Raw genomic sequence first — 26,594 nt, 5'->3', positions numbered from 1 at the left:
ATATGTAGAAGCAAACAGCGTTTGCCCGCCTTTTTCACTGCTACAACAAAAAAGAGCAGAACGGCCTAAGCCATTCTGCTCTATGTGCTTATCAAAAATTATGCTTCCTTCTTGATAACCTCTACGCCCTTATAATAACCGCAATTCTTGCAAACCTTGTGTGGTGAAGTAAGCTCACCGCAGTTAGAACATTTACAAAGTGCAGGTGCGTCAAGCTTCCAAACTGCTGAACGTCTCTTGTCACGTCTAGCCTTGGATACTTTTCTCTTTGGTACTGCCATTCTGGCACCTCCTCGTCAGTAAAATCATTATAGTCTGTTCAGCTATTTCCCGTCAAGAGCAGTTACATTTGCCCTCATTCAAATCCTGTCCGCAAACGTAACACAAACCCTTGCAGTCATCCCTGCAAAGAATTTTTGTAGGCAGCTGTAACAACAAATCTGAAATAGCTAATTCGTCCAGATCAAGAGTATTGTTCTCGCAGACCACATAATCGTCCCTGTCGCTTTGAACACTTCTCACCAGAGTGTGTTCAAAGTCATAAACATACTCCCTGCTGAACTCCTTTAGACATCTGTCACAGGTGTGATCCATAGTAAAAACAGTCTTGAACCTGAGCGTTACCACCCCTGCCCTGTTCTCTATCTCACCTGTTACCGCAACGGGCGATGCAAAAGAATATCCGCCATACTCCGACAGCTTGTCTACTGTTATGGAATAATCGATCGTTTTTCGCTCTCCGATTATATCGAAAAGTTCCTTCAACTGTACATTCATACTTGCACCTCAAACATCACAAATTCCATTATAACCTGAGAAACGTGATTTGTCAATACTTTTTTTTCAATTTTTTCGTTTTTGCTATCAAAATACCAATAAACGAAGCGCAAAGCCTTACTTGATGAAAGCCTTTACCTTTGCAGGCAGCTCGTCAACGTCAGCAGATACTGTGAAAGTAACGTTTACGTCCTTTGTGAGAACTGCTACCTTTTCAAGCATATTGCCAAGAGCGTCATAATCTCTGCCGCCGATCTTCAGGATACCGTCAACGAAAACTTCCTGAATGTCATAGTTGCCAGCCATCAGACCTGCAACAAAGCCATAGAAGCTGTCAAAGCTGTTGATACCGTATTCTTCAGCGTCAGCCAATCTTACATTATGAGGAAGGTCATAGGTAAGCTGCATACCTCTTTCGATGCAAACAACGTTGCCTGTAGCATTTTCAGCAGCCTTCTTGATAGAATCAACAAGTATCTTAGTCTTGCCTGTGCCCTTTTTACCTGGAATCAAATTAATCATATAAACTCTCCGTTCCGCTTATTAAAGCATTTATTTTAAGAGCAGACCCCCGAAGGGGAAACGCTCAAAATTTCCTTTTGTTCTGCCTTTAGGATATTAGCCCAGCTTAGCCTCGAGTTCAGCCTTCTGTGACTCATAACCCGGCTTGCCGAGAAGAGCGAACATATTCTTCTTGTAGCTCTCAACGCCCGGCTGATTGAATGGGTTTACACCAAGCATATAACCTGAGATAGCACAAGCCTTCTCAAAGAAGTAGATCATCTCGCCAAGGTTTTCCTCATCGAGCTTATCAACATCTATAACGATATTAGGAACGCCGCCCTCAGTGTGAGCAAGGATAGTACCCTGATATGCCTTTTCATTTACAACTGACATATTCTGATTTGTGAGGAAGTTAAGTCCGTCAAGATTATCCTTGTCAGGCTCCAAGAACAGGTCGCTCTTTGGTGTCTTGATGTGCATAACTGTCTCAAACATAAGTTTTGAGCCGTCCTGAATGAACTGACCAAGTGAGTGCAGGTCTGTAGAGAAAGTAGCGGCAGATGGGAATATACCCTTATCGTCCTTGCCCTCGCTCTCGCCGAACAACTGCTTGAACCACTCGCCCATCATTGTGAATGAAGGGTCATATGAAACGAGCATCTCAACGCTCTTGCCTTTTCTGTAGAGAATGTTTCTAAGTGCTGCATACTTATAGCAATCGTTGTTATCATCAGCAGAATACTTCTTCATACCCTCTCTTGCGCCAGCCATGAGCTTGTCGATATCACAGCCTGCTGCTGCGATAGGGAGAAGGCCAACTGCTGTGAGAACTGAAAATCTTCCGCCAACGTCATCAGGAACAACGAATGTCTCATAGCCCTCTTCGTCAGAAAGCTGCTTAAGAGTACCCTTAGCCTTGTCAGTTGTGGCGAAAATTCTTGTCTTAGCCTCTTCCTTGCCATACTTATCTTCAAGAAGCTTCTTGAAAATTCTGAAAGCAAGTGCAGGCTCAGTTGTCGTGCCCGACTTTGAAATTACGTTTACGCAGATATCTCTGCCCTCGCAAATTGAAAGCACCTCATTGAGGTAAGCCGAGCTGATATTGTTTCCGACAAAATAGATGTCAGGAGTATCCTTCTTAAGATTGTTGTAGAATGGCGACTTGAGCAGCTCGATAGCAGCTCTTGCACCAAGATAAGATCCGCCGATACCGATAACGATGAGAACATCGCACTTTTCCTTGATCCTTGCGGCAGCAGCCTTGATCCTTGCAAATTCTTCCTTATCATAATCCTCAGGGAGTGTTACCCAGCCGAGAAAATCATTTCCCAGACCGTTTCTGTTCACCAGAGTGTTATGAGCGGCAGTTACCTGAGCAGCCATGCCCTCATACTCATGTTCACTTACAAAACCCTCAAGATACTTTGTGTTAAGCTTTAATGACATTATCCTTCATTTCCTTTCCTTACCTGTCGGAGAGCGTGATACCATAAAACACGTTTCTCCGTTAATACTAGATAAATTATACTATATTTTTGTGAACATTTCAAGAGTTTTATAAAGCGAAATCATCTTTTGTACATTTTAAACAAATATAATATTACATACTCAGCAAATTGTACACAAGCTTTTTTATGCCGCAGATAAAATTCATTTTCTTCACCTCTTTGCAGGCGACTATCTTTCCCTCTAATATCACCTCGCCGCCCATGGTGTATCTTATTTCTCCCGCAGTTTCGCCATTTTTCACAGGTGCGTCAAGCTTCTCCTCTGCCGTAAAATCGCACTCCACCATACGATATGTTCCCCTCGGTATAACTATAGGATAAAGCCCCTCGGGAGCAAGCTCCACAGAAAGTTCCTCTCCTCCGCACACCACAGTTTCCTTTACCATATCCTCAGGAAGTTCAGGGGTGTATATCTCATATGTATCGAACGCCAAGTTCAGAAGTTTTTTCGCCTCAGCATTCATATCCTCCTGCGAATCGCAGCCGTTAAGCACTACGCATACTGACATATCCCCTTTTTCAGCCGTTGCCGCAATACAGCTCCCTGCCTTTTCACTTCCCCACGCTTTCATGCCTGTTACGCCCTTGTAAGTACGCACAAGCCTATTAAGATTTACAAGCTCCGCCTTGCCGTCTCTCACAGTGTCGAGCCAGCAGGTAAGGTAAGGAGTGAGATTTTTGTATTTTGCAAGTTCCGAACAAAGCAAAGCCGTGTCCTTCGCTGTTGTAACATTGCCCTCTCCCATGCCGGTACAATTAGTGTAAATAGTACCATTCATGCCAAGCATTTTCGCACGGCTGTTCATAAGCTCCACCGCCTTGTCTGCCGAACCTGCCACCTTTTCCGCAAGCGCTGCACAGCCGTCGTTTGCATTGCCTGCAGACACTGATTTTATAAGCTCCTCCACAGATATCTTCTCTCCCTTGTCAAGCCATATCTGGCTTCCCTGCTGAGAGTTGGCATACTCCGACACCACTGACGTGTCGCTCATGGAAAGCTCACCGCTGTCTATCTTTTCTGCTGTAAGCAAAAGCACCATGAGTTTCGCATAATGACCGCACTCACACTGCTCCTGCGGCTCTTTCTCAAAAAGCACCCTGCCTGTGGTCATCTCCGTCACCACTGCAGACCTAGCCGTAAGCCCCTCTATGATATCGCTCACCGCCACAGTGTCCGCAGGCACAAAGTCCTCCGCTGACAGTGCACCTGCTTTTTCTTTCCCCTCCGCCAGCGAACACACCATAAACACTGCCACCGCCGCACATAACACTGCCGAGCATATTTTCCTTAATATTTTCACATTTTCCACCTCTCACATATACTATTTTTATATTTATATTCACCCTGTCCCGAAATTAGCATTATGCCCCGAAAAGTTTCCGAAAACTCATTTGTAAATAGTTGCAGGAATTTGTTAAATAACTGTTACAACTCTTGAAATAAATATGGGAGTGTGCTATAATGTATTCTATAGAAATGTGTATTTTATAAGCGAAATATTTATATGAGGTGATTTAACAATGACAGAAATGGAACTTTACAAGCTTTGGTGTGAAAAGGCTGTTGACGATCCTGATCTCCAGACAGAACTCAAATCTATCGAGGGCGACGAGGCTGCGATCCAGGACAGATTTTACAGAGATCTTGAATTTGGCACAGGCGGACTCAGAGGAGTTATCGGTGCAGGCGCATACAGACTTAATGTTTACACTATCAGACGTGCAACACAGGGTCTTGCAGACTATGTAAACGGCGCATTTGAAAACGGCAGCGTAGCTATCGCATATGACAGCCGTATCAAGTCTGACAAGTTCGCAAAGGAAGCTGCTGCGGTTCTGGCTGCAAACGGCATAAAGGTATACATCTATTCAGAGCTTATGCCGACTCCAATGCTTTCCTGGGCTGTAAGAGAGCTTAAATGTCAGGCAGGTATCGTTATAACTGCATCACACAATCCTGCAAAGTACAATGGTTACAAGGTTTACGGCGAGGACGGCTGTCAGATCACACTCGATGTTGCAAACACAGTTATTGGCAAGATCAACGCAGTTGAGATGTTCGGCGGTGCAAAGGTGATCGACTTTGAGGACGGTATCAAGTCAGGCAAGATCGAATACATCAAGCAGGAAGTTATCGACAAGTATCTTGACAAGGTAGCACAGCAGGGCGTACATACTGACCTCGTAGCAGACAGCGGACTCAAGGTTGTATACACACCTCTTAACGGCACAGGAAACAAGCCTGTAAGAGCTATCCTTAAGAAGATAGGCATAAAGGAAGTAACAGTAGTACCTGAGCAGGAAAATCCTGACGGAAACTTCCCTACCTGCCCGTTCCCTAACCCTGAGATAAAGGAAGCCCTTGCAAAGGGACTTGAGCTTTGCAAGACAGTAAAGCCTGATCTTCTTCTTGCAACAGACCCAGACTGTGACAGAGTTGGTATCGCAGTACCTGACCCAGAGGGCAACTATGTTCTGTTCAGCGGAAACGAAGTAGGCGCAATGCTCCTCAAATATATTTGTCAGGAAAGAACAGCTCTTGGCACAATGCCAAAGAACCCTGTAGCTGTTAAGACTATCGTAACAACAGACATATGCAAGAAGATAGCAGCAGAATACAATGTAGAGCTTAGAGAAGTTCTCACAGGCTTCAAGTTTATCGGCGAGCAGATTGGTTTCCTTGAGAAAGAGGGACAGGACGACAGATATATCTTCGGATTTGAAGAGAGCTACGGTTATCTTGCAGGCTCATATGTAAGAGATAAGGACGCAGTAGTAGGCTCAATGCTCATTTGTGAAATGGCAGCATTCTACAGAACAAAGGGCATCTCACTGCTTCAGGCAAGAGAAGATATGTACAAGAAGTACGGCAACTATCTCCACAGCCAGAAGTCATTCCAGTGCGAGGGTGCAAGCGGAATGGAGAGAATGAAGGAGATCATGACAGATCTGAGAGCTAATCCACCTAAGGCTATTGGCGGACTCAAGGTAGTAGACATAGCAGATTATCTTGCATCTGAGGAAACAAATCTTGAAACAGGTGCAAAGACAGTTCTTACACTTCCAAAGTCAGATGTTATCGCATTCAAGCTTGAGCAGGGCGCAAGTGTAATAATCAGACCTTCCGGCACAGAGCCAAAGATCAAGGCATACTACACAACTATCGGCGACACAAGAGCTGATGCAGAAGCACAGGAAGAAAAGCTTATTGAAGATTTCAAGGGCATTCTTGGTTTCTAATAATTACTGAATATAGCGAAAGCAGGCGAGTCAGTTTTTTTGACTTGCCTGCTTTTTTTGCGATATCCACACAATGCTTTGCATTTCACAAACCATGTAGGGGACGGCGCCCTCGACGTCCCGCTTCTCGTTTGCCTGTCCAATTCTACGTTATCCGCACAACGTTCGGCATATTTTTTCAAAACACTGTATGGCACAACATTTCCGCACACGGCACGTCTACACAAATTCATGAATAATCAAACCTTACCGCTCCGAAACGGGCTGTCGAGGGCGCCAGCCCCTACATCTTGTTCAGACAAATTCGCCGTGCCGCAAAATCGCTCCGCTCTTTGCGGATTTTACGTTGTGCTATGGGATGGAAAAAGCGGTGCAGAGTTTTGTGCTCCGACACCGCTTTGATTTTGCTTTTAGTTTGTTTTTCTTCTATTGCTTTTCTGCACCGCTTTTGTAGGCTTACGCCTATTGAGGCTCTGCCTCAAACTCCGACAGGGCTTTGCCCTGTACCCACAATGGGTTTCACCCCTTGACCCTGACCAGGGGCGTGCCCCTGGACCTTTTGCTCGCTTCGCTCGGTGTTGACTTTTACTTTATGCTTGTGATTTACTCGGTTTGGCTATGCCATTCCTCACTCCTCACTCCTCACTTTAACCGAGAAGTTTATCCGCGATCGTATCCAGCCAGCCGCCCTCGACTTCTTCTATCTCACCGTTATCGCAAGCTTTCGCAAACTTCGGATCTATAGGCATTTTCGCCACAGCGTCGATACCAAACTTCACTGCCGCTTCGTCCACATGGCTCTCACCATAGATATTGTGCTTCTTTCCACAATCAGGACACTCAAAATATGACATATTCTCCACTATTCCAAGCACCGGTACTTTCATCATATCCGCCATATGCACCGCTTTCTCGACTATCATGGAAACCAATTCCTGTGGCGAAGTGACGATAACTATGCCGTCAACCTTAATGGATTGAAAAACTGTCAGTGGCACGTCGCCTGTTCCAGGTGGCATATCTATAAACATCACGTCAACGTCGTTCCATGCCACATCTGTCCAAAACTGCTTCACTGCACCTGCGATAACAGGGCCACGCCATACAACAGGGTCAGTTTCATTTTCAAGAAGCAGATTAAGGCTCATTATCTCGATACCAGTCTTGCTCACCGCAGGGATAATGCCATACATATTGGTATTAGCTCTCTCGTGGATATTAAACGCTGTCGGTATAGACGGGCCTGTTATATCAGCGTCCAGCACAGCGGTCTTAAAACCACGTCTTTGTGCCGTTACTGCAAGCATACTTGTCACCAAAGACTTGCCTACGCCACCCTTTCCACTCATTACTGCATATACCTTTTTCACAGAACTCGCAGCATTAAGCTCCTCTTTCAAGCTCTTTTTATCAGAGCATTTTGAAGCACAGTTTTCGCAATCATGTGTGCAGCCTTCGCTCATAGAATCATTCCTTTCAAGGCATTTACGCCTTTATTTACTATGTTAAGTATATCACTTTGACCGTGAAAAGTCAACCAATACTGACTTTTCACCCAAAGCACTGCTGCCGCATAAAATAAAACAGCCCTGCACCTTGTAACAAAATAGATACTTTGGTATAATACCCCGATAATAAGGCAATAATAGGAACAAGCAGGAGCAAAAGCCTGCAAATCAAGGCGAAAGCCCATAGAATAGGAGTGTTTACAAGTGACTGTACACAGGGGCGATATATATTATGCAGATCTCAGCCCAGTGGTAGGCTCAGAGCAAGGCGGTATGCGACCGGTGCTGATAGTACAAAATGACATAGGCAATAAGCATTCACCCACAGTGATAGCAGCGGCAATAACGAGCCGCCTTGATAAAGCGAAACTGCCGACACATATAGAAGTTGGCGGCGGCACCTGCGGACTAGCGAAAGATTCCGTGGTATTGTTGGAACAGATCCGTACATTGGACAAGAAAAGGCTAAAGGAGAAAATGGGAACACTTGACGTAAGCTCCATGTCCGCAGTAAATTCGGCATTATCAATAAGCTTTGGATTAAAACTCTAATTAAATGAGGAATGAGGAGTGAGGACTGAGGAATGGCATAGCCAAACCGAGTAAATCACAAGCACTAAATAAAGAACAAAAGATAAAGCGGTGTCGGAGTGAAAACTCTGCACCGCTTTTCTATCCCCAAAAAATCCGTAGGGACGGTCAAAAACCGCCCTTCTAAAAATCATATCAAACCTATCCGAGAATATCAGAGTGTAGCAATAATAATTCCTCACTCCTAACTCCTAGCTCCTCACTAACCACGACCCTGTGAAAAGGCAGATTGTAAGCCGCATAATCAGTTATGCCCTTGCCCTGATTAGGATTAGCCTTTGAGTAAACAGCGTCACAACAGAATAATACAACAAGTATCACACACGCCGCAAACCTTGCCTTGAATGGTATCTTCTTCAAAAGATCATCAAAAAACGGTGCCATGATGTATATTCCTGCACAGCCTGCAAAGCCAAATATCAACGCTCCCTCAAGACATATCCTGCCATTGATGTTGCAGAAATATCCCGTGTAATCCCAATATTTCATGTGCTTGAACGTTTCAAGATACCAGCTCGTTGCATATTCGACCACCGAGCATAACCCCACAACAAGGAAAAAAGTCGCCACATGATGGTCTATAAACCTCTTCAGCAATATGATTCCGCACACACCGCCAAAGCCATATATAGGAAGCCACGGGCCAAACATGGTTCCTCGATTGACGAAAACTCCGTCCTCAACGATGTGTATGCCCACTTCCCATATCCAGCCTATAAATGCGAATATGAAAAACAGCAGTATATACGTCATGAGTGTATAGTTTCTGTGATAGTCACGGTGAACTATAGTCTTGTTGGCAAATCGGCTGAAATGCGCCTTTCTGTCTACCGCAAGACCTGGGTATTGCTCAAATTCCCGCAGATCGTCAAGCGTCAGCGTTCTCTCCATTATTCACCGCCCCCATTCTCATTATTTTCAGGCACTTTTATCGTGCATATCGGTATGCTTCTAACAATGTCAGGATTTTCACCCTTTTGTGCAGCTTCCTCAGCCATAAGCTCTTCCAGAAGGTCAAGGTCAAGCAGCTTGTCATTAAGCTCCTCATAGCCCTCTATCTTGTTCTTGATAGCCTCACGCCTTAGCTGTAAATACACCTCTGCGTCTATCGCAGTTGTGTATGGGTTAGACCAGAATACTCCCACCGCACCGAACGATATGCTCGAAAGCAGTGTCCAGCCTATCATAGAAAGATCCACCTTGAAAAGCTGCCACTTGTATCCCCTAGTCATGGCAATAGAAAGCTTTATTGCCTTTCTCGTCTTGATGTTAGGGTTTTCCGCACATATGAACGGTACCATTGAATAGGCATAATGTTTTATAGGATATCCCACGATAGTAAACGCCCATAAGGTCTGATATATGCTAGTTACAAACATAGTCCTTGCGGGGTGAAGCGTTCTCTCGCGGAAAAGAAAGCCTAGTCTGCCTATCTTAGTTTTCTTGTATGTGTGATTTTCAAGGAAAAATCTTCTCTCACATACCCAAAGCACATTCACTATGAATATGGTGAACATCAACTGGAAAACAAAATACACGAATGAAACTATAGTATCCCATGTGGATTTTTTTCCTAAAACATTCATTATGGCAGTAAGCAACGAAAACTGATAGGAATTAGAGCTTGTTGCACTGTCAAAATAAACCGAAGCAGAGGCTGTAAAATTATTGAGCCTGTCATTAAGATAGGTCTGTGCCTTTTCCTTTGCATTTCGGCTAAAAGAAAAAGCGTCCGCCAGTGCTTCCAGATTAGAAGTGTCGTTTGATGAACCAAAGAACGTGACTTCCTTTGAATTTAGCCCGTCAACTCCGTATTTTTTATAAGCATCCAACCACTTTTTTACAGTGTCAGGATTATCTATCTGCCACTTGTCACTGACCTGTTCTGCCGTAAGTTCATTTTTAACCATATCCTCAATGATCTCTTCCTTATCTTCGGCGTCATATTTAAGATCAGCAACGTGAGAATTATCATAGCTTGACACATTCTGCGTGGTCGAGCCATATTCTCCTGCAATAAATACCATTATGAAGCACACTGCTATGCAGGCGATATAGTTTCGCTTCACCCTGCCTTTAGCCGACTGCTTTATTTTTTTTCGGTCAAGCTTTATGACCACCGGCTTATCTTCATTTTTCTTCATCTAAAACTATGCCCCCGACGGGACATATCCTCCCTTCACACATACCACTTAACAAAACACTACATAATCAACAATAAATCGACTATTTAATTATATCTTTTTTTTGTGAATATGTCAACGATTTTGAGATCAAAACAAGCTTATTTTAAGATAGTTTTAAGTTTACGTTTAAAACGCCAAACTTTTTTTGCATATTTTCATCTGCAATGTAGAAAATAACATCAAATGACGATATTCATCAATAGGAGTGATAAAATGAAAGCCACTAAGCTTATGAAAACCTCACCCTCTGTCATCTCTTTCGCAGCCATAGGCGGCAAGAAAGAAAACGAAGGACCTTTGGGCGACTACTTTGACAAAATAAATGACGATCCCTATTTATCCACAGATAGCTTTGAAAAGGGCGAAAGTCAGCTTCAAAAGCAGGCAGTGCTTCACGCTTTGGATAAAGCCGCCCTCTCCCCCGAGGATATAGACGTGCTTTTCGGCGGTGACCTGCTAAATCAGTGTGTCGGCACTACCTATGGCGTAAGAGCCTTTGAAATGCCCTTTCTCGGCATTTACGGAGCCTGCTCCACCATGGCTGAGGGACTTCTCCTCGCCTCTCTTTTCGTTGACAACGACCTCGCAAAAAAAGCAATGGCGGTCACATCTTCCCACTTCTGCACCGCTGAAAGACAGTACCGCTTTCCCCTCAACTACGGTGGACAGCGCACTCCCACATCTCAGTGGACAGCCACAGCCTCAGGCTCATTGGTGGTTGCCCCCTCGGACAAGCCCCCCTACATCAGGGGCTGTACTATCGGAAAAATAGTTGACTGGGGCGTGAGCGATGCCAACAACATGGGTGCAGCCATGGCACCTGCAGCCTTTTCCACCATAAGCACATTTTTCACCGACACAGGCATGACCCCCTCCGACTTCGATTATATTGTCACAGGCGACCTTGGCAAAGTTGGAAGCCGTATTCTCTGTGAGCTTTTCGGGCGTGAAAATATAAATATCCGTGACAATCATAAAGATTGCGGCATGATGCTCTATGACTTTGACGAGCAGGATATCCACGCAGGGGGAAGCGGCTGTGGCTGTGCAGGAAGCGTTCTGTGCGGCTATTTTCTCCCGAAGCTCCGTGCAGGTGAAATAAAAAATATCCTCTTTGCTGCCACGGGTGCGCTAATGTCACCAACAGTAAATCAGCAAGGGGAATCTATCCCCTCTATCTCACATCTCGTGTGGCTGTCAGGGGAAAAAGATATGAAAGGAGCAAACTAATGGACTATCTATGGGCTTTTCTTATAGGAGGTCTTTTTTGTGCCATAGGACAGGTGCTTATGGACTTCACAAAACTGACCCCCGCACGAATACTGGTGGCATACGTCACAGGCGGCGTGCTTCTGGGTGCGCTGGGACTTTATAAGCCACTTATAGACCTCGCAGGCTGTGGCGCAACTGTCCCTCTCACGGGCTTCGGCTATCTTCTCTATAACGGTGTCCGTGAACAGATAGATAAAATAGGCTTCCTAGGCATTTTCACAGGGGGACTTACCGCCTCCGCCGCAGGTATAACTGCAGCCATGACATTCGCCTTTATCTTTTCGCTTTTCTTTAAAAGCTCAGCAAAAGAATAGTTTTATCTTGACAAACCCCAAACCCAGTGGTATTATAAAGATATGTAAATTGGGGGTGCAGAATAATGTACAAACAGATATATCCCGTCATAGGCGACGAAAAAAACCTGCCCTTTTATGTGGTAGGTCTGGGACTTGAAAGCTGGCAGTTTCCAATAAAACGTGCAGATGGCTACGAGTACCCACAAATATTTTTGTCACGCTCAGGGGAGGGCGAGGTCATAATAAACGGAGAAACCACAAAAATACCGCCCGATACTGTTTTCTATATCCCCCCATTCTGTCCTCATGAGTATCATGCGCTAAGCGATGCGTGGTATCTGGATTGGATAGCCTTTTCCGGCTCACAGGTCATTCCCCTCTTGGAGCAGTGGAAGCTTAATAAGTTCACCGCCATTCAAGGGGTAGATATGGACAGATTACGCCGTATCATAACACGCATCTATTATACTCTGAAAAGTGATAAGCTTTATGGCAATCATTACGCTTCAGCACAGCTTTACGACTTTCTTATAGAATATCGTAAAATAGCTGATAACAGGCTTTCGTCATTTTATACCGCACAATCTGTTGCCTTGGCAGACGTATTGCAGTATATTGAAGAGCATTATCCGGAGCAAATAAAGCTTAACGAGCTTGCAAAAATCGCAGGAGTATCCGAGCAGCACTTATGCAGACTTTTCAAGAAAAATTTTCAGCTCAGACCTATGGAGTATCTTGCGCAAGTAAGGGTACAGCACGCAAAGGATCTGCTTGTGTATTCCAACAAGACCATAGGTGAGATATCAGATGAAACGGGCTTTCAGGACGGATCTTATTTCTCCGTGGTATTCAAACGGTATGAAAATATGACTCCGGGAGAGTATCGGAGAATAAAGGTGTAGGCAAAGTGAGAAGTGAGGAGTGAGGAATGGCATAGCCAAACCTAGCAAAGAGCCACTACCAAGTAGAAGAAACACAAACTAAAGCAAATAACAAAGCGGTGTCGGAGTAAAAAATCTGCACCGCTTTTACTATCTCATTTTACAACCCCACCCCGCAAAGAGCGAGGCGATTTTGCGGCGGTAGAATTTGCAAACAAAAAAAAGAGCGGTCAAAACCGCCCTTTTAAGATCATATAAAACCTATCCGAGAATATCAGAGTAAAAGCAAGAATAATTCCTCACTCCTAACTCCTCACTACTTAGAAAGCAGCTTCTTTATTCTCTCCATAGCCTCAACAGTTCTGTCCTTGTCGCCGAACGCAGTCAGTCTGAACCAGCCCTCGCCGTTCTTGCCAAAACCTGCGCCAGGTGTGCCAACAACATTTGCATTCTCAAGAAGATAATCAAAGAACTCCCATGAACCCATGTTGTTAGGGCATTTCAGCCAAATGTATGGCGAGTTCTTGCCGCCTGTGTACTTGATACCAAGCTCGTCAAGTGTGGAAGCCATTACCTTTGCGTTGTTCTGATAGTATTCAATGTTTGCTCTTGTCTGTTTCTGACCCTCCTCAGTGAATACAGCCGCAGCAGCACACTGAACAGGATATGATACACCGTTGAACTTTGAGCCTTCACGTCTGCCCCAAAGCTGAGCGATAGATACTTCACTGCCGTCAGATGCCTTAACAACAAGCTCGTGTGGGATAACTGTATATCCACATCTCATACCTGTGAAACCTGCTGTCTTTGAAAGTGAACACATCTCGATAGCACATTCCTTTGCACCCTCAACAGCAAAAATACTTCTTGGTACGTCCTTTTCTGTAATGAATGCCTCGTATGCAGAATCGTAAATGATGATAGCGTTGTTCTTCTTTGCATAGTCTATCCAAACTCTAAGCTGCTCCTTAGTGTAAACAGAACCTGTCGGATTGTTAGGTGAGCAAAGATAAATAATGTCGCACTTTACGTTCTCGTCAGGCATAGCCGCAAAGTTGTTCTCCTCGTTTGAATCAGCATAAATTACCTTTCTGCCGTTCATAAGGTTTGTGTCAACATATACAGGATATGCAGGGTCAGTGATAAGCACTACATTGTCGTCACCGAAAATGTCAACAATGTTTCCGCAGTCAGACTTTGCACCGTCATTTATCCTGATGTCGTCAGCAGGAATGTCAACACCGAAGCTCTTGTAGTAGCCTGCAACAGCCTCTTTCAGGAAGTCATATCCTGCACCGCTGTCCTCATAGCCCTTGAATGTTTCCTTGACGCCCATTTCGTCAGCGCCCTTTTTCATCGCCTCAACAACGCACTTTGCGATAGGCTGAGTAACGTCGCCGATACCCATTCTGATAATGTCAGCCTCAGGGTGAGACTCAGTGAAGGCCTTTACCTTCTTGGCAATGTTTATAAAAAGATAGTTCTTTTCCAGCTTGAGGAAATTTTCGTTTATACTTGGCATAATTCCAACTCCTTTTCATTTTTGCGACCCGAAGTTTCACGGGTCAAACTTATAAAACGCACACAGCCGCAAAGCACATTCAAAACGCTCTGCGGCTGCCGCTTTTTTAACGCAGTGTCCGCTGCGAAATTTACATTACGATGTGACCTGAGAATACTGTTACAGCGTCGCCTGTAAGATATACAGCCTCGTCTGTGTATCTTATCTTAAGAGTGCCTCCCTTAAGTATAACAGATATTTCCTCGTCCTTTTTGCAGAATCCGTTAAGAACAGCCGCAACTGCTGCTGCACAAGCACCGGTGCCGCAAGCCCAAGTTTCGCCGGAGCCTCTCTCCCATACTCTCATCTTGAGTGTGTGGTCGTCGATCACCTTGATGAACTCAGCGTTCACTCTCTCAGGGAATATCTTGTCATGCTCGAACTCAGGACCTACCTTGTCAATGTCAAGGATATCAACATTGTTCATGAATACAACAGCGTGTGGGTTGCCCATTGAAACGCAGGTGATGTTGTAGTCATTTCCTGCAATGTTCACCTTTCTGTCAACTACCCTGCCGTTCTCGTCAGGCTCAAGTTCAACAGGAACAAGGTGAGGAGCAAGAATAGCCTTGCCCATGTTTACAGTAGCACCGCTTACCTCACTGTAGTGACGGATAAGTGAAACTGTCATGATACCCGAAAGTGTTTCGATAGTCATTTCGTCCTTGTCAACAATGCCGTTATCTCTCATGAACTTAGCAACGCATCTGATACCGTTTCCGCACATCTTACCCTCAGAACCGTCAAGATTGAACATTCTCATCTTAGCGTCTGCGACCTTTGAACGGCAGATAAGGATAACACCGTCGCCGCCGATACCGAAGTGTCTGTCAGACAGACTGAGTGCCAGACCCTCAGGATTGTCTATTCTCTGGTCAAAGCAGTTGAAGTAGATGTAGTCATTGCCGCAGCCCTGCATCTTTGTGAACTCAAATGTCTGCTTTTCAGTTCTCATGTTGTTGATATCAACTATCTCAGTAGTTGACTCAGTGTATTTACTTCTGATAGATGCCGCAATAGCGTTTGCGGTGTCGATAGAAGTCAGACAAGGAATGTTCCACTCAACTGTCTTTCTTCTTATCTTAACAGAATCTCTTGTAGGTATCCTGCCCTTTGAAGAAGTTGAGATAACATAAGCTATCTTTCCGCTCTCGATAAGTGTAAGAGTGTTGTTGTCCTCGTTCTCGTGTATCTTAGCAACTACCTCAGCGTCAATGCCATGCTCGTGAAGCACCTTAGCAGTGCCGTTTGTAGCGTATATCTTAAATCCAAGATCAGCGAACATCTTAGCCGTCTGTGGTATCTCGCCCTTGTCAGAATCTCTGACAGTGATGAATACTCCGCCCTTCTTGCCAAGCTTGTAGCCAGCAGCAGTAAGGCCCTTATACAGTGACTCTTCAAGAGAATTAGAAACTGCAAGTACCTCACCTGTTGACTTCATCTCAGGTCCAAGGTGGTTGTCAACGCCGATAAGCTTCTCGAATGAGAATACAGGAACTTTAACGGCAACATATGGTGAATTTCTGTAAAGACCAGTGCCGTAGCCCATGTCTTTCAGCTTCTCGCCAAGCATACACTTAGTTGCAAGGTCTACCATAGGAACGCCCGTTACCTTAGAAATGTAAGGGATAGTTCTTGAAGAACGTGGGTTTACCTCGATAACATATATCTCGTCATGGTATGCAATATACTGAATGTTTACAAGACCCTTTGTGTTAAGTGCGATAGCAAGTTTCTTTGAACACTCAATAATTCTGTTTATCAAGCTGTCAGAAACGTTCCATGCAGGATAAACCGCAATAGAGTCGCCTGAGTGGATACCTGTCCTCTCGATATGCTCCATGATACCAGGGATAAGGATATCCTCGCCGTCACAGATAGCGTCTATCTCAAGCTCAGTACCCATAAGATACTTGTCTATAAGTACAGGGTTCTCTATTCCCTGGTCGAGAATGATAGCCATGTATTCCTTGATATCATCATCGTTGAATGCGATTATCATGTTCTGTCCGCCGAGAACGTAAGAAGGTCTCATAAGAACAGGATAATGTATCTTATTTGCAACTTCAAGAGCCTCGTCACAAGTCATAACAGTGAAGCCCTGCGGTCTTTTTATCTTAAGCTGTTCAAGCAGTTCGTCAAATCTCTCTCTGTCCTCAGCAGCGTCGATAGCGTCAGGAGGAGTACCCAGAATGTTTACACCATGTTCAGCCATATGCTTTGTGAGCTTGATAGCAGTCTGTCCGCCGAATGCCACAACAACTCCAACAGGCTTTTCAACTCTGATGATGTTCATAACGTCCTCGTCAGTAAGAGGCTCGAAATAAAGTCTGTCAGCAGTATCAAAGTCAGTTGAAACTGTCTCAGGGTTGTTGTTTACGATAACAACGTCATAGCCCTTTTCTTTCAAAGCCCATACGCAGTGAACTGACGCATAGTCGAACTCGATACCCTGACCTATTCTGATAGGACCTGAACCGAATACTATAACAGTCTTTCTGTCATGACCCCTGTTTGCAATGAACTCGCTTGCCTCGTCCTCGTTGTCATATGTTGAGTAGAAGTAAGGTGTCATAGCCGCAAACTCAGCCGCACAAGTATCAACCATTTTAAATACAGCATGAACAGGCTTTTCTATCTTCTTGCCGGTTATCTTCTCGATGACCTTATCAGTATAGCCTATCTTCTTAGCTTCAAGATAAGTTTCCTCGTTGAAGTCATTCTTGAGCGTCTTTTCCATGTCTATAAGCTTGCAGAGCTTGTAGAGGAACCACTCGTCTATCTTAGTGATGCTGTGTATCTCATCAACAGAAACGCCACGTCTGAGAGCCTCGTATACAACGAAAAGTCTTTCGTCTGTGCAGTCAGAAAGTCTGTCATGGATAGTTTTGTCATCAAGGTCAAGCATCTTAGGTGAGATAAGGCAGTCATGACCTATCTCAGCACCTCTTACAGCCTTCATTATAGCCTGCTCAAAAGTTGAGCCGATAGCCATAACTTCACCTGTAGCCTTCATCTGTGTGCCAAGCTCACGCTTAGCATAAACGAACTTGTCGAAAGGCCACTTAGGGAGCTTAACAACAACATAGTCCAGTGCAGGCTCAAAGCAAGCATAAGTCTTGCCTGTTACAGCATTCTTTATCTCGTCAAGAGTATATCCGATAGCTATCTGAGCTGCAACCTTAGCGATAGGATAACCTGTCGCCTTAGAAGCAAGTGCGGAAGAACGTGAAACTCTAGGGTTTACCTCGATAACAGCATACTCGAAGCTGTCAGGGTTAAGAGCGAACTGACAGTTGCAGCCACCCTCTACTTTAAGAGTATCGATTATCTTCAAAGCTGCGGAACGGAGCATCTGATATTCCTTATCGGCCAGCGTAACAGCAGGAGCGATAACGATAGAGTCGCCTGTGTGAACACCAACAGGGTCAAAGTTCTCCATTGAGCAAACAGTGATAACGTTGCCCTTAGCGTCTCTCATTACCTCGAACTCGATCTCTTTCCAGCCTGCGATACATTTCTCAACAAGCACCTGAGTGATAGGTGAAAGATAAAGACCATTCCTTGTGATCTCTTTCAGTTCTTCTTCATCATTAACGATTCCTCCGCCAGTACCGCCAAGGGTAAAAGCAGGTCTGATGATAAGAGGATAACCGATACCAGGCTGATTAGCGAAGTCTACAGCGTCCTCAACAGTATTAACGACCTTAGACGGGATACATGGCTGACCGATAGACTCCATAGTGTCCTTGAACATCTGTCTGTCCTCAGCCTTGTCGATAGTTTCAGGGTTAGCACCAAGAAGCTTAACATTATACTTGTCAAGGAATCCCTCCTTAGCAAGCTGCATAGAAAGCGTAAGACCCGTCTGACCGCCAAGGGTAGAAAGCAGGCTGTCAGGACGTTCTTTTTTGATAACTCTCTTAACAGTTTCAAGAGTAAGCGGCTCAATGTATATCTTGTCAGCCATAGCATTGTCCGTCATGATAGTAGCAGGGTTAGAGTTTATAAGAATAACCTCCAGACCCTCCTGCTTGAGCGCACGGCAAGCCTGTGTACCTGCATAGTCAAACTCTGCAGCCTGACCTATAACGATAGGACCCGAGCCGATAACGAGAACTCGTTTTATATCTTTATTTAAAGGCACTTAAATTCAATCCTTTCTGAAAAGTTTAGGGAAACGCTGAAAGTGAGGAGTGAGGAGTGAGGAGTTATCCCTTCTCACACTCTCGAAAACCGCACCCAGCAGCCCTCTGTGTTAAAGCTTAACGACCTCAGTAAAACATAATGTAGGGGCGAACAGCGTTCGCCCGTTCACTATCACGACCGCCCCATATAAAAGCCGCTCGAATAATGAACACTACAATAGTCATATCAAACACATTCCGTCAGCCACGGGCGAACACTGTTCGCCCCTACTGTTGCAGAAACTGAGATCAATAATTTCTATACTTCAAAAAATCAGAGCTTATTTCTTATTCTCATCAATGAGCTCAATAAACTCATCAAACAAGAAGTCAGTATCATGCGGACCACCACAAGCCTCTGGGTGGAACTGTACAGAAAATGCAGGCTCGTTGAGATATCTGATACCCTCACAAGTGCCGTCATTGGCATTTACATAAAGCACCTTTGCTTCACCCTCAGGGAGCGAATCGTTCTCTACTGCATATCCATGGTTCTGTGATGTTATGTAAACTCTGCCTGTTTCAGTGTTCTCAGCAGGCTGGTTCGCACCTCTGTGACCATACTTCAGCTTGTGTGTCATCGCACCATGTGCAAGCGCCAAAAGCTGATGACCCAAACAAATTCCGAAAGTAGGTATCTTCATCTCAGAAAGCTTTTTAAGCTCCTCGATTATCTCCACATTCTCCGCAGGATCTCCAGGTCCATTTGAAAGCATTATGCCGTCAGGTGCAAGCTCCTTTATCCTCTCTGCCTTTGTGTATGCAGGAACAACAGTTACCTCGCAGCCTCTCTTAACAAGCTCTCTTCCAATGTTGTGCTTTGCGCCAAAATCGTAAAGCACTACCTTTCTCTTGACCTCTCCCTCAGGCTCGAATGTTTTCTCCTCCGAGCAGGTCGTGTTCTTTACAGCCTCAACTATCGTGTAGTTCTTCAGATCTGTCAGTCCGAAGCTTGAACCCTCAGGAACGATCTTTCCGTTCATAACACCCGACTCACGAACTATTTTTGTGAGCTGACGAGTGTCGATACCGTAAAGACCAACGATGTTATGCTGCTTTAAAAAAGTGTCAAGATCACCCTCACAACGGAAGTTGCTAGGCTCTTGACACCAATCTCTAACAATATAAGCTTTAACATGAGGACATTCACTTTCAAAATCCTCAGGAATAACACCATAGTTACCAATTAACGGAAATGTCTGAACAACTATCTGTCCGTAGTAACTAGGGTCAGTAAGTGTTTCGAGATAGCCTGTCATGGCCGTAGTAAAAACAATTTCGCCAATAGCTTCGCCAGCTGCGCCGAAACTTTTACCCTCGAAAATAGTACCGTTCTCCAAAATCAGATACGCCTTCTGCACTATAAGCTCCTCCTTTTTCACGCAAATTTTTACGATTACTATTATAACACAACCGCCTGCCTTTGTAAAGGCTTTTAACACTTTTTTTAGTTTTTATTTTTCAGTGTAAAATAAAAAACGAGCAGACTGAAGTCCACTCGTAAAAACCTTATTCCGCAGCTGCAGATACAGCCCCGCTTTTCTGTTCACGTTCTCTGAAAATAAGTCCGAAGACAAACCTCACTATAGGACCTGCATAGAAAAGCTGCCAGCAAAGAGCCATAGGAAAGTTCATAGCCGTTGTTTCTAACCATACCGCAATAACTTCTCTGCCTGCGTCCTTAAAAAGCAGCGTAGCCGCAAGGCTCATGAGCGGGCACATAAAAATAACAGAGATAACAGATATGGCAAGCACAAGATGAAAAGGATTATCCTTTCTCACATCAACAATGCTGAAAGCCTTTTTCTTTGCTATCTTTCCCACAGCAAAAAAGTCAAGAACAAAGGCTATCGGAGCCATTATCACAAGCTCATGAAAAGCCTTGAGAAATACGGCATTTGACATTCCGCCCATGTTGAGTGCAATGTTGTAGCATATCATGGCGTATACCATCACAAACACCATCAGCACCGTAAAAACTATCTCCTGAAACAAATTCTTTGGCATAAAAAAATCCTCCTTATGATATCAAACCTACAGCCCTTTCGCAGACGCTGTGTTGTTCGTTATCATTCAGAGAATGTGCGTTTCCAATATAAACCTGTCCTAACAATATTCTATTGCTGTATTCCTTACTCATTCATTTTACCATATTTTAAGCCTGCCGTCAATTATCCAAATATGCAGAATATTTTCAAAAACTTGTCGAGAAAAATATATACTTTTACACAAAAAAACAGGCAGACCAAAGCCTGCCCGTATTAAAATGACCCAATATAATCTGTAGGGGCGAACAGCGTTCGCCCGCTTTTACGGCTTATGCAAAGCCTATTTTCTCTTTTTCAACGCCGCTTTAAGCCCTCTCATGATAACATCTCTCGCCTTAACAGCGTCCTCCTTGTCAAGAGGCGGCGTGTCACCAAGAGGATAATCTATACCGAGCTGCTCATACTTTACCTTGCCCATAGTGTGGTAAGGCAGAACGTCAAGCGCTTTCAAAGTCTTGAGCTGTGAGATAAACTCGCCCAGCCTGAAAAGGTATTCTTCCTTGTCCGTGATACCCGGCACAACAACATGACGTATCCATATAGGCACACCATGCTCCGACAAAAACTTCGCAAACGCAAGAATGTTGTCATTGTAGTGTCCCGTAAGCTTTTTGTGTTTCTCACGGTCAATATGCTTGATATCCAGCATAACAAGGTCAGTGCATTTGCAAAGCCTTTCAAACTTTTCCGTGCTGTCAGGCGTAAAAGTGATGCCCGAGCTGTCAAGACAAGTGTGTATCTCCTTTTCCTTAGCCTTTTCAAAAAGCTCCGTCACAAAGTCTATCTGTACCAAAGGCTCGCCGCCCGTGCAGGTAATGCCGCCGTTTTTCATGAACTCTTTTACCGAGTCATATTCCGCCAGCAGACTTTCAACCGTCCTCTTTGTACCAGTGCCTATCTTCCAAGTATCAGGATTGTGGCAGTAAAGACACCGCATAGGACAGCCCTGAAAGAAAATAACAAACCTTATCCCCGGTCCGTCCACCGTACCAAAGCTTTCCGTAGAATGTATAAATCCCTCCATGGGATATCCCTCCTTTTTTATTTCACATAAACGCACGCCCGTTCAGCCTGCACAAACCATTCTGTAGGGGACGGCGCCCTCGACGTCCCGTTTCTGCTCGCTCACAAATTTATATCACCGCACACCTATCCACAAAAAGTAACAAACGAGCGGCAGCTCTCATCCACATAAAACAAGATGTTCCATGTAAGACGACGCCGACCGCCCGTGTGCATATTATCCGCAAAGAAACTCATTCTATGCGGCAAAGCTCAAATTAAAGGCTCTTGTGGAACGTTCTTGAAATAACGTCGTCCTGCTGCTCCTTAGTAAGCTTTACGAAGTTTACAGCATAGCCTGAAACTCTGATAGTGAGCTGTGGATACTTCTCAGGGTGAGCCTGAGCGTCCAGAAGAGTTTCTCTGTTAAGTACATTTACATTAAGGTGATGACCGCCTTTTTCAGCATATCCGTCAAGAAGTCCGATAAGGTTGTCTACCTGTGCCTCTGTTGGTTCAAAGTTTGCCATAGTATTACATTCCTTTCTTAGTATTTATGGAAAACAAGCGGAGAACGAACCTCCGCCGTTTTCTAAAATAGGGAGTTAATCTTCATCTCTGTCAACAGCGTCCTCTTCTGTAGGCTGACAGCAAGCCGTCTTGCCGTCACCGCCACAATCGGAAGTGCTGTAAGTTTTAACGTTCAGACCTTCTTCAGTTTCGTCAATGTCTATCGTAAGATGACCCTGACCGCCCATCATAAGTCTGTCAATGACGTCAACAAGCTCGTTTACCTGAGCCTCGTCCTCGTCCTTTTTAACATTAAACCCCATCTTCGTTAAGCTCCTTAGCTATGCTTTCAATATCAAGGTCGCCCATGAATACCTTGTCGTCCTTGCCAAGAGCGTCAGGAATGATAGAGAATGTGTTTGAGATACCGTCCTGAGCGTGTCTGAATGGCAGCTTAGCAACTGAAGAAAGTGAAGCAGAAGCGCCGTGAGTATCTCTGCCGTGCATTGGGTTAGCACCAGGAGCAAGAGGCACACCGATCTTTCTTCCGTCAGGTGTAGAACCAGTCTTCTTACCATAAACAACGTTAGATGTGATAGTAAGGATAGACATTGTAGGAACACCATCTCTGTATGTGTGGTGCTTTCTGATCTTGTCCATAAATGTTCTAACGAGGTCAACTGCGATCTTGTCAACTCTCTCGTCGTTGTTACCATACTTAGGGAAATCGCCCTCAACTTCGTAGTCAGTTACGATTCCGTCCTCATCTCTGATGCACTTTACCTTAGCGTACTTGATAGCAGAAAGTGAGTCAGCAACAACTGACAGACCTGCGATACCAGTAGCGAAGTATCTCTTAACATCTCTGTCATGAAGAGCCATCTGAACTCTCTCATAAGAATACTTATCGTGCATATAGTGGATAACGTTCAGTGTATTTACATACAGACCAGCCAGCCACTCCATCATATCGTCATACTTAGCCATTACATCATCATAATCGAGGTAATCGCCTGTAACTGGACGATACTTAGGACCAACCTGTATCTTAAGTCTTTCGTCAACACCGCCGTTGATAGCATAAAGCAAGCACTTAGCAAGGTTAGCTCTTGCACCGAAGAACTGCATTTCCTTACCGATCCTCATTGAAGATACGCAGCAAGCGATAGCGTAGTCGTCACCGTGTGTAACTCTCATAAGGTCGTCGTTCTCGTACTGGATAGCAGAAGTCTTGATAGAAGTCTTAGCACAGAACTTCTTGAAGTTTGAAGGAAGCTTTGTGCTCCACAGAACTGTCATGTTCGGCTCTGGTGCAGGGCCAAGGTTCTCAAGTGTGTGGAGATATCTGAATGAAGTCTTTGTTACCATTGGAACACCGTCGATAGAAACGCCGCCGATAGACTCTGTTACCCAAGTTGGGTCGCCTGAGAACAGTGAGTTATACTCAGGTGTTCTAGCGAACTTAACAAGTCTGAGCTTCATGATGAAGTGGTCGATAAGCTCCTGAGCCTCCTGCTCTGTGAGGATACCTCTGTCCATATCTCTCTTGATGTATATGTCGATAAATGTAGAAGTTCTGCCAAGTGACATAGCAGCACCGTTCTGCTCCTTAACAGCAGCAAGGTAGCCGAAGTACAGCCACTGGATAGCTTCCTTAGCGTTCTTAGCAGGACGTGAGATATCGTAGCCGTAGATCTCGCCAAGCTTCTTGAGTTCGCCAAGGGCTCTGATCTGCTCTGAAAGCTCTTCTCTGAGTCTGATGTTCTTAGAAGTCATTCTTACCAGTGAGGTAGCAAGCTGATCCTTCTTGTCCTCAACGAGATAGTCTATACCATAAAGAGCAACTCTTCTGTAGTCGCCTATGATTCTTCCTCTGCCGTAAGCGTCTGGAAGACCTGTGATGATAGCAGCGTGTCTGGCAAGCTTCATCTCAGGTGTGTAAGCGTCAAAAACGCCCTGATTGTGAGTTTTTCTATATTCAGTAAAGATCTTTACAACTTCAGGATCAACTGTGTAGCCGTTCTGCTCGCAAGCATTCATAGCCATTCTGATACCGCCGAAAGGCTGAAGAGAACGCTTGAAAGGCTTGTCAGTCTGGAAACCAACGATCTTTTCAAGATCCTTGTTAAGGTAACCAGGGCCGTGTGAGGTGATAGTAGAAACGATCTTAGTGTCCATATCGAGAACACCGCCGGCTTCTCTCTCCTTCTTTGAAAGCTCCATTACCTGTTCCCAGAGCTTAGTAGTTGCTTCTGTAGGGCCTGTAAGGAAGCTGTCGTCACCGTCATATGGTGTGAAGTTCTTCTGGATAAAATCACGAAGATTGATAGAAGTGTTTGACCATCTGCCGGGCTTAAAGCCTTCCCATTCGTCATAAAACTGTCTTTCCATTTTATACTCTCCTGACATAAGATTTCGGGCAGCACATATTACCTCAATATTCTGTATTGCATACCTATTAATAATACTACCGCTCGTATGTTAAAATAATAACATACTTCAAAATCAAAGTCAAGTCACATTCAGAAATATTACTCTTACGCCATACTTCTTTCATATGTTAGAATTGGTTACCCAATTCACGGAAAATTATTTGAATAAAAAAGTGATCGCCTACAAAAAGCTCAAACATTTTTTTGCTACAAAAGCGGTGCAGAGCATTCCGCTCCCACACCGCTTTGTAATTGATATTTTTGCAATTCTTCTGTTGCTTTTCTGCACCGCTTAGTAGGCTTGCACCTATAGAGGCTCTGCCTCAAGCTCCGACAGGGCTTTGCCCTGTACCCACAATGGGTTTCACCCCTTGACCCTGACCAGGGGCGTGCCCCTGTACCTTTTGCTATCTTCGCTCGTGGGTGCTTTTACTTTGTGTTGGTGATTTGCTCGGTATGGCACTGCCATTCCTCACTCCTCACATAAAAACTACGCTCTCTCGACTTTGAGCAGATTTGTCGTTCCGCTCATTCCAAGCGGTACTCCTGCTGTAATAACGACAAGGTCGCCCTTCTTCAGATAGCCAAGCTCCACAGAACGCTCCAGAGCGTGTCTGATGAGTTCGTCAGTGTTTGTTTTCTCTTCGATAACGCCTGCTCTGATACCCCATGAAAGGCTGAGCTGATGATATGTTGTATCGTCAGTTGTAAGTGCGATTATAGGACAGTTCGGACGGAATTTTGAAAGCGTTCTTGCTGTTGTTCCGCCCTTTGTTACTGTCAGGATTGCTACAGCATTAAGGTCATGGGCAGTTGTAACAGTAGCGTGTGAGATAGCGTCAGTGATAGATGAATTTCTCTCGTCTGCTCTTTTCTTGAAACGTGAGATATAGTCGATATCCTTTTCGGTCGTTTCTGCGATAAGGCTCATGGTCTTGACAGCCTCAACAGGATATTTACCTGCGGCAGTTTCCCCTGAAAGCATTATAGCAGACGAGCCGTCATAAATAGCGTTTGCAACGTCGGTTATCTCGGCTCTTGTAGGACGTGCGTTTGTTATCATAGACTCCAGCATCTGAGTTGCTGTGATAACGTTCTTGCCTGCGTTGTAGGCTTTTCTGATAAGCTCTTTCTGGATAGCAGGTATCTGCTCGAAAGGTATCTCAACGCCCATATCTCCTCTTGCTACCATTATTCCGTCAGCAGCGTCAAGGATCTCGTCGATATTGGCAACACCCTGAGCGTTTTCTATCTTAGCGATAATTCTAGGATTGAACCAGCCAAGGCTCTGAGTAAATTTTCTAAGATAAATAACGTCAGCGCCTGTTCTTACGAATGAAGCTGCGATATAGTCAAATCCCATTTTTGCGCCAAATTCAAGGTCAGCCATATCAGCATCAGAAATGTAAGGCATAGAAAGGTTCACATCAGGTACGTTTATACCCTTGTGGTCAGAAACAACGCCGCCGTGAATTACTTCGCAGACGATATCAGTGTTGTCAACTCTCAGTGCTTTCAGCTCGATATTTCCGTCATTGATAAGTATTCTAGTGCCTACAGAAACGTCCTTTGGAAGCTGTGGAAATGTGATAGAGCAGATAGTTTCATCACCCTCCACTTCTCTTGTGGTAAGTGTGAACGTATCGCCGTCCTTGATAGTAACAGGCTTGTGATCCTTAAAGTTTTTAAGTCTTACCTCAGGTCCTTTTGTATCAAGAAGAGTTGCAATATTAACGCCAAGTTCTTCCCTTAGCTTGCATACAGTTTCAAAACGAGCCTTATGAACACTGTGGTCAGAGTGTGAGAAATTGAATCTCGCAACGTCCATGCCGTTTTTCATAAGCTCACGCATAATGTTTTCGTCATCTGTGGAAGGTCCGATAGTACATACGATCTTAGTTTTTTTCATTTTTACTCTCCTAACATACATTACTATTTCAACGCATTAGCGTTTTAATCCAAAAAAACAAAGCTTTTTCATTTATTATAACCGATTTTGACTTAATCGTCAATAGCACAATGTATAATTTGTGTAAAATCGAAAAACAAAATCATACATTTTTCAAAACAAAAAACGGACGGTCTTAATAA

The 26,594-nt window shown here is 44.5% G+C and carries 22 protein-coding genes; 5 read left to right on the top strand and 17 right to left on the bottom strand.

Going from position 1 to position 26,594, the window contains the following annotated elements; all coding sequences use genetic code 11:
* Nucleotides 1-98: 98 nt before the first annotated feature.
* From rpmF to WS40_RS02775, 5 genes are all read right to left on the bottom strand, one after another.
* Nucleotides 99-281: a 50S ribosomal protein L32 gene (gene rpmF, locus WS40_RS02795; RefSeq protein WP_022287398.1), complete on the bottom strand. Its 183-nt coding sequence runs from the start codon at nt 279-281 to the stop codon at nt 99-101.
* A 52-nt stretch (nt 282-333) separates the two neighbouring features.
* Nucleotides 334-777 carry a YceD family protein gene (locus WS40_RS02790; protein WP_046439992.1) on the bottom strand — a complete coding sequence of 148 codons (444 nt, stop codon included), beginning with the start codon at nt 775-777 and terminating at the stop codon, nt 334-336.
* A gap of 117 nt (nt 778-894) precedes the next feature.
* Nucleotides 895-1,299: a hypothetical protein gene (locus WS40_RS02785; protein WP_022287400.1), complete on the bottom strand. Its 405-nt coding sequence runs from the start codon at nt 1,297-1,299 to the stop codon at nt 895-897.
* A 96-nt stretch (nt 1,300-1,395) separates the two neighbouring features.
* Nucleotides 1,396-2,727 (bottom strand): glucose-6-phosphate isomerase, encoded by a 1,332-nt coding sequence (locus tag WS40_RS02780; protein WP_041337158.1) that lies wholly within the window; start codon nt 2,725-2,727, stop codon nt 1,396-1,398.
* A 154-nt stretch (nt 2,728-2,881) separates the two neighbouring features.
* On the bottom strand, nt 2,882-4,090 hold the full coding sequence (locus WS40_RS02775) for a D-alanyl-D-alanine carboxypeptidase family protein (protein WP_138338688.1): 1,209 nt from the start codon (nt 4,088-4,090) through the stop codon (nt 2,882-2,884).
* Between the two features lie 220 nt (nt 4,091-4,310).
* Here WS40_RS02775 and WS40_RS02770 point away from each other — a divergent pair, with 220 nt between their 5' ends.
* On the top strand, nt 4,311-6,029 hold the full coding sequence (locus tag WS40_RS02770) for a phospho-sugar mutase (RefSeq protein WP_046439990.1): 1,719 nt from the start codon (nt 4,311-4,313) through the stop codon (nt 6,027-6,029).
* 647 nt (nt 6,030-6,676) lie between these two features.
* Here the strand turns inward: WS40_RS02770 and WS40_RS02765 are convergent.
* Nucleotides 6,677-7,492: an Mrp/NBP35 family ATP-binding protein gene (locus WS40_RS02765; protein ID WP_046439988.1), complete on the bottom strand. Its 816-nt coding sequence runs from the start codon at nt 7,490-7,492 to the stop codon at nt 6,677-6,679.
* A 249-nt stretch (nt 7,493-7,741) separates the two neighbouring features.
* On the opposite strand from WS40_RS02765, the gene WS40_RS02760 reads away from it, so the two are divergent.
* On the top strand, nt 7,742-8,089 hold the full coding sequence (locus WS40_RS02760) for a type II toxin-antitoxin system PemK/MazF family toxin (RefSeq protein ID WP_022287405.1): 348 nt from the start codon (nt 7,742-7,744) through the stop codon (nt 8,087-8,089).
* 180 nt (nt 8,090-8,269) lie between these two features.
* On the opposite strand, the gene WS40_RS02755 is transcribed toward WS40_RS02760, so the two are convergent.
* A complete protein-coding gene (locus WS40_RS02755; RefSeq protein WP_117956458.1) occupies nt 8,270-9,019 on the bottom strand; it encodes a putative ABC transporter permease in 750 nt (249 codons plus the stop codon).
* Nucleotides 9,019-10,272 carry a DUF975 family protein gene (locus WS40_RS11315; protein ID WP_325208378.1) on the bottom strand — a complete coding sequence of 418 codons (1,254 nt, stop codon included), beginning with the start codon at nt 10,270-10,272 and terminating at the stop codon, nt 9,019-9,021. Before WS40_RS11315 ends, WS40_RS02755 begins: the two co-directional genes overlap by 1 nt.
* A gap of 255 nt (nt 10,273-10,527) precedes the next feature.
* Between WS40_RS11315 and WS40_RS02745 the strand changes: the two genes are divergently transcribed.
* The 3 genes from WS40_RS02745 to WS40_RS02735 all read left to right on the top strand — a co-directional run bounded on the left by WS40_RS02745 (nt 10,528) and on the right by WS40_RS02735 (nt 12,784).
* Nucleotides 10,528-11,544, top strand: a complete 1,017-nt coding sequence (locus WS40_RS02745; RefSeq protein ID WP_278945859.1) for a stage V sporulation protein AD — start codon at nt 10,528-10,530, stop codon at nt 11,542-11,544.
* Nucleotides 11,544-11,900 carry a stage V sporulation protein AE gene (gene spoVAE / locus WS40_RS02740; RefSeq protein ID WP_022287409.1) on the top strand — a complete coding sequence of 119 codons (357 nt, stop codon included), beginning with the start codon at nt 11,544-11,546 and terminating at the stop codon, nt 11,898-11,900. The genes WS40_RS02745 and spoVAE overlap by 1 nt, the downstream gene beginning before the upstream one ends.
* Before the next feature lie 65 nt (nt 11,901-11,965).
* Entirely contained in the window at nt 11,966-12,784 is an 819-nt protein-coding gene (locus WS40_RS02735; protein ID WP_051706839.1) for an AraC family transcriptional regulator, read from the top strand.
* 295 nt (nt 12,785-13,079) lie between these two features.
* Here the strand turns inward: WS40_RS02735 and WS40_RS02730 are convergent, their stop codons facing one another.
* The 9 genes from WS40_RS02730 to pyk form a co-directional block, all read right to left on the bottom strand.
* Nucleotides 13,080-14,285 (bottom strand): LL-diaminopimelate aminotransferase, encoded by a 1,206-nt coding sequence (locus WS40_RS02730; protein ID WP_046439983.1) that lies wholly within the window; start codon nt 14,283-14,285, stop codon nt 13,080-13,082.
* Nucleotides 14,286-14,415: 130 nt separating this feature from the next.
* Complete coding sequence (carB, locus tag WS40_RS02725) at nt 14,416-18,471, bottom strand: carbamoyl-phosphate synthase large subunit (protein WP_325208377.1); 4,056 nt, start codon at nt 18,469-18,471, stop codon at nt 14,416-14,418.
* Between the two features lie 321 nt (nt 18,472-18,792).
* Nucleotides 18,793-19,872, bottom strand: coding sequence for a carbamoyl phosphate synthase small subunit (locus WS40_RS02720; RefSeq protein ID WP_410063336.1), 1,080 nt, complete (start codon nt 19,870-19,872; stop codon nt 18,793-18,795).
* Nucleotides 19,873-20,020: 148 nt separating this feature from the next.
* On the bottom strand, nt 20,021-20,518 hold the full coding sequence (locus WS40_RS02715; protein ID WP_046439981.1) for a DUF2798 domain-containing protein: 498 nt from the start codon (nt 20,516-20,518) through the stop codon (nt 20,021-20,023).
* Between the two features lie 321 nt (nt 20,519-20,839).
* Nucleotides 20,840-21,583, bottom strand: a complete 744-nt coding sequence (gene pflA, locus WS40_RS02710; protein WP_046439978.1) for a pyruvate formate-lyase-activating protein — start codon at nt 21,581-21,583, stop codon at nt 20,840-20,842.
* 256 nt (nt 21,584-21,839) lie between these two features.
* Nucleotides 21,840-22,091: an autonomous glycyl radical cofactor GrcA3 gene (gene grcA3 / locus WS40_RS02705; RefSeq protein ID WP_022287416.1), complete on the bottom strand. Its 252-nt coding sequence runs from the start codon at nt 22,089-22,091 to the stop codon at nt 21,840-21,842.
* 75 nt (nt 22,092-22,166) lie between these two features.
* Nucleotides 22,167-22,394, bottom strand: a complete 228-nt coding sequence (locus WS40_RS02700) for a hypothetical protein (RefSeq protein ID WP_022287417.1) — start codon at nt 22,392-22,394, stop codon at nt 22,167-22,169.
* Nucleotides 22,384-24,462: a formate C-acetyltransferase gene (gene pflB, locus WS40_RS02695; RefSeq protein ID WP_046439975.1), complete on the bottom strand. Its 2,079-nt coding sequence runs from the start codon at nt 24,460-24,462 to the stop codon at nt 22,384-22,386. The genes WS40_RS02700 and pflB overlap by 11 nt, the downstream gene beginning before the upstream one ends.
* 531 nt (nt 24,463-24,993) lie before the next feature.
* Nucleotides 24,994-26,412: a pyruvate kinase gene (gene pyk / locus WS40_RS02690; RefSeq protein WP_046439974.1), complete on the bottom strand. Its 1,419-nt coding sequence runs from the start codon at nt 26,410-26,412 to the stop codon at nt 24,994-24,996.
* Between the last annotated feature and the right edge of the window lie 182 nt (nt 26,413-26,594).

Origin of the sequence: Ruminococcus sp. N15.MGS-57, from assembly GCF_000980385.1 — a bacterium.
GTDB classification, from domain to species: domain Bacteria; phylum Bacillota; class Clostridia; order Oscillospirales; family Ruminococcaceae; genus Hominimerdicola; species Hominimerdicola aceti.
The sequence above is the reverse complement of the archived record's forward strand: the minus strand, read 5'-3'. Positions and strand labels throughout refer to the sequence as shown.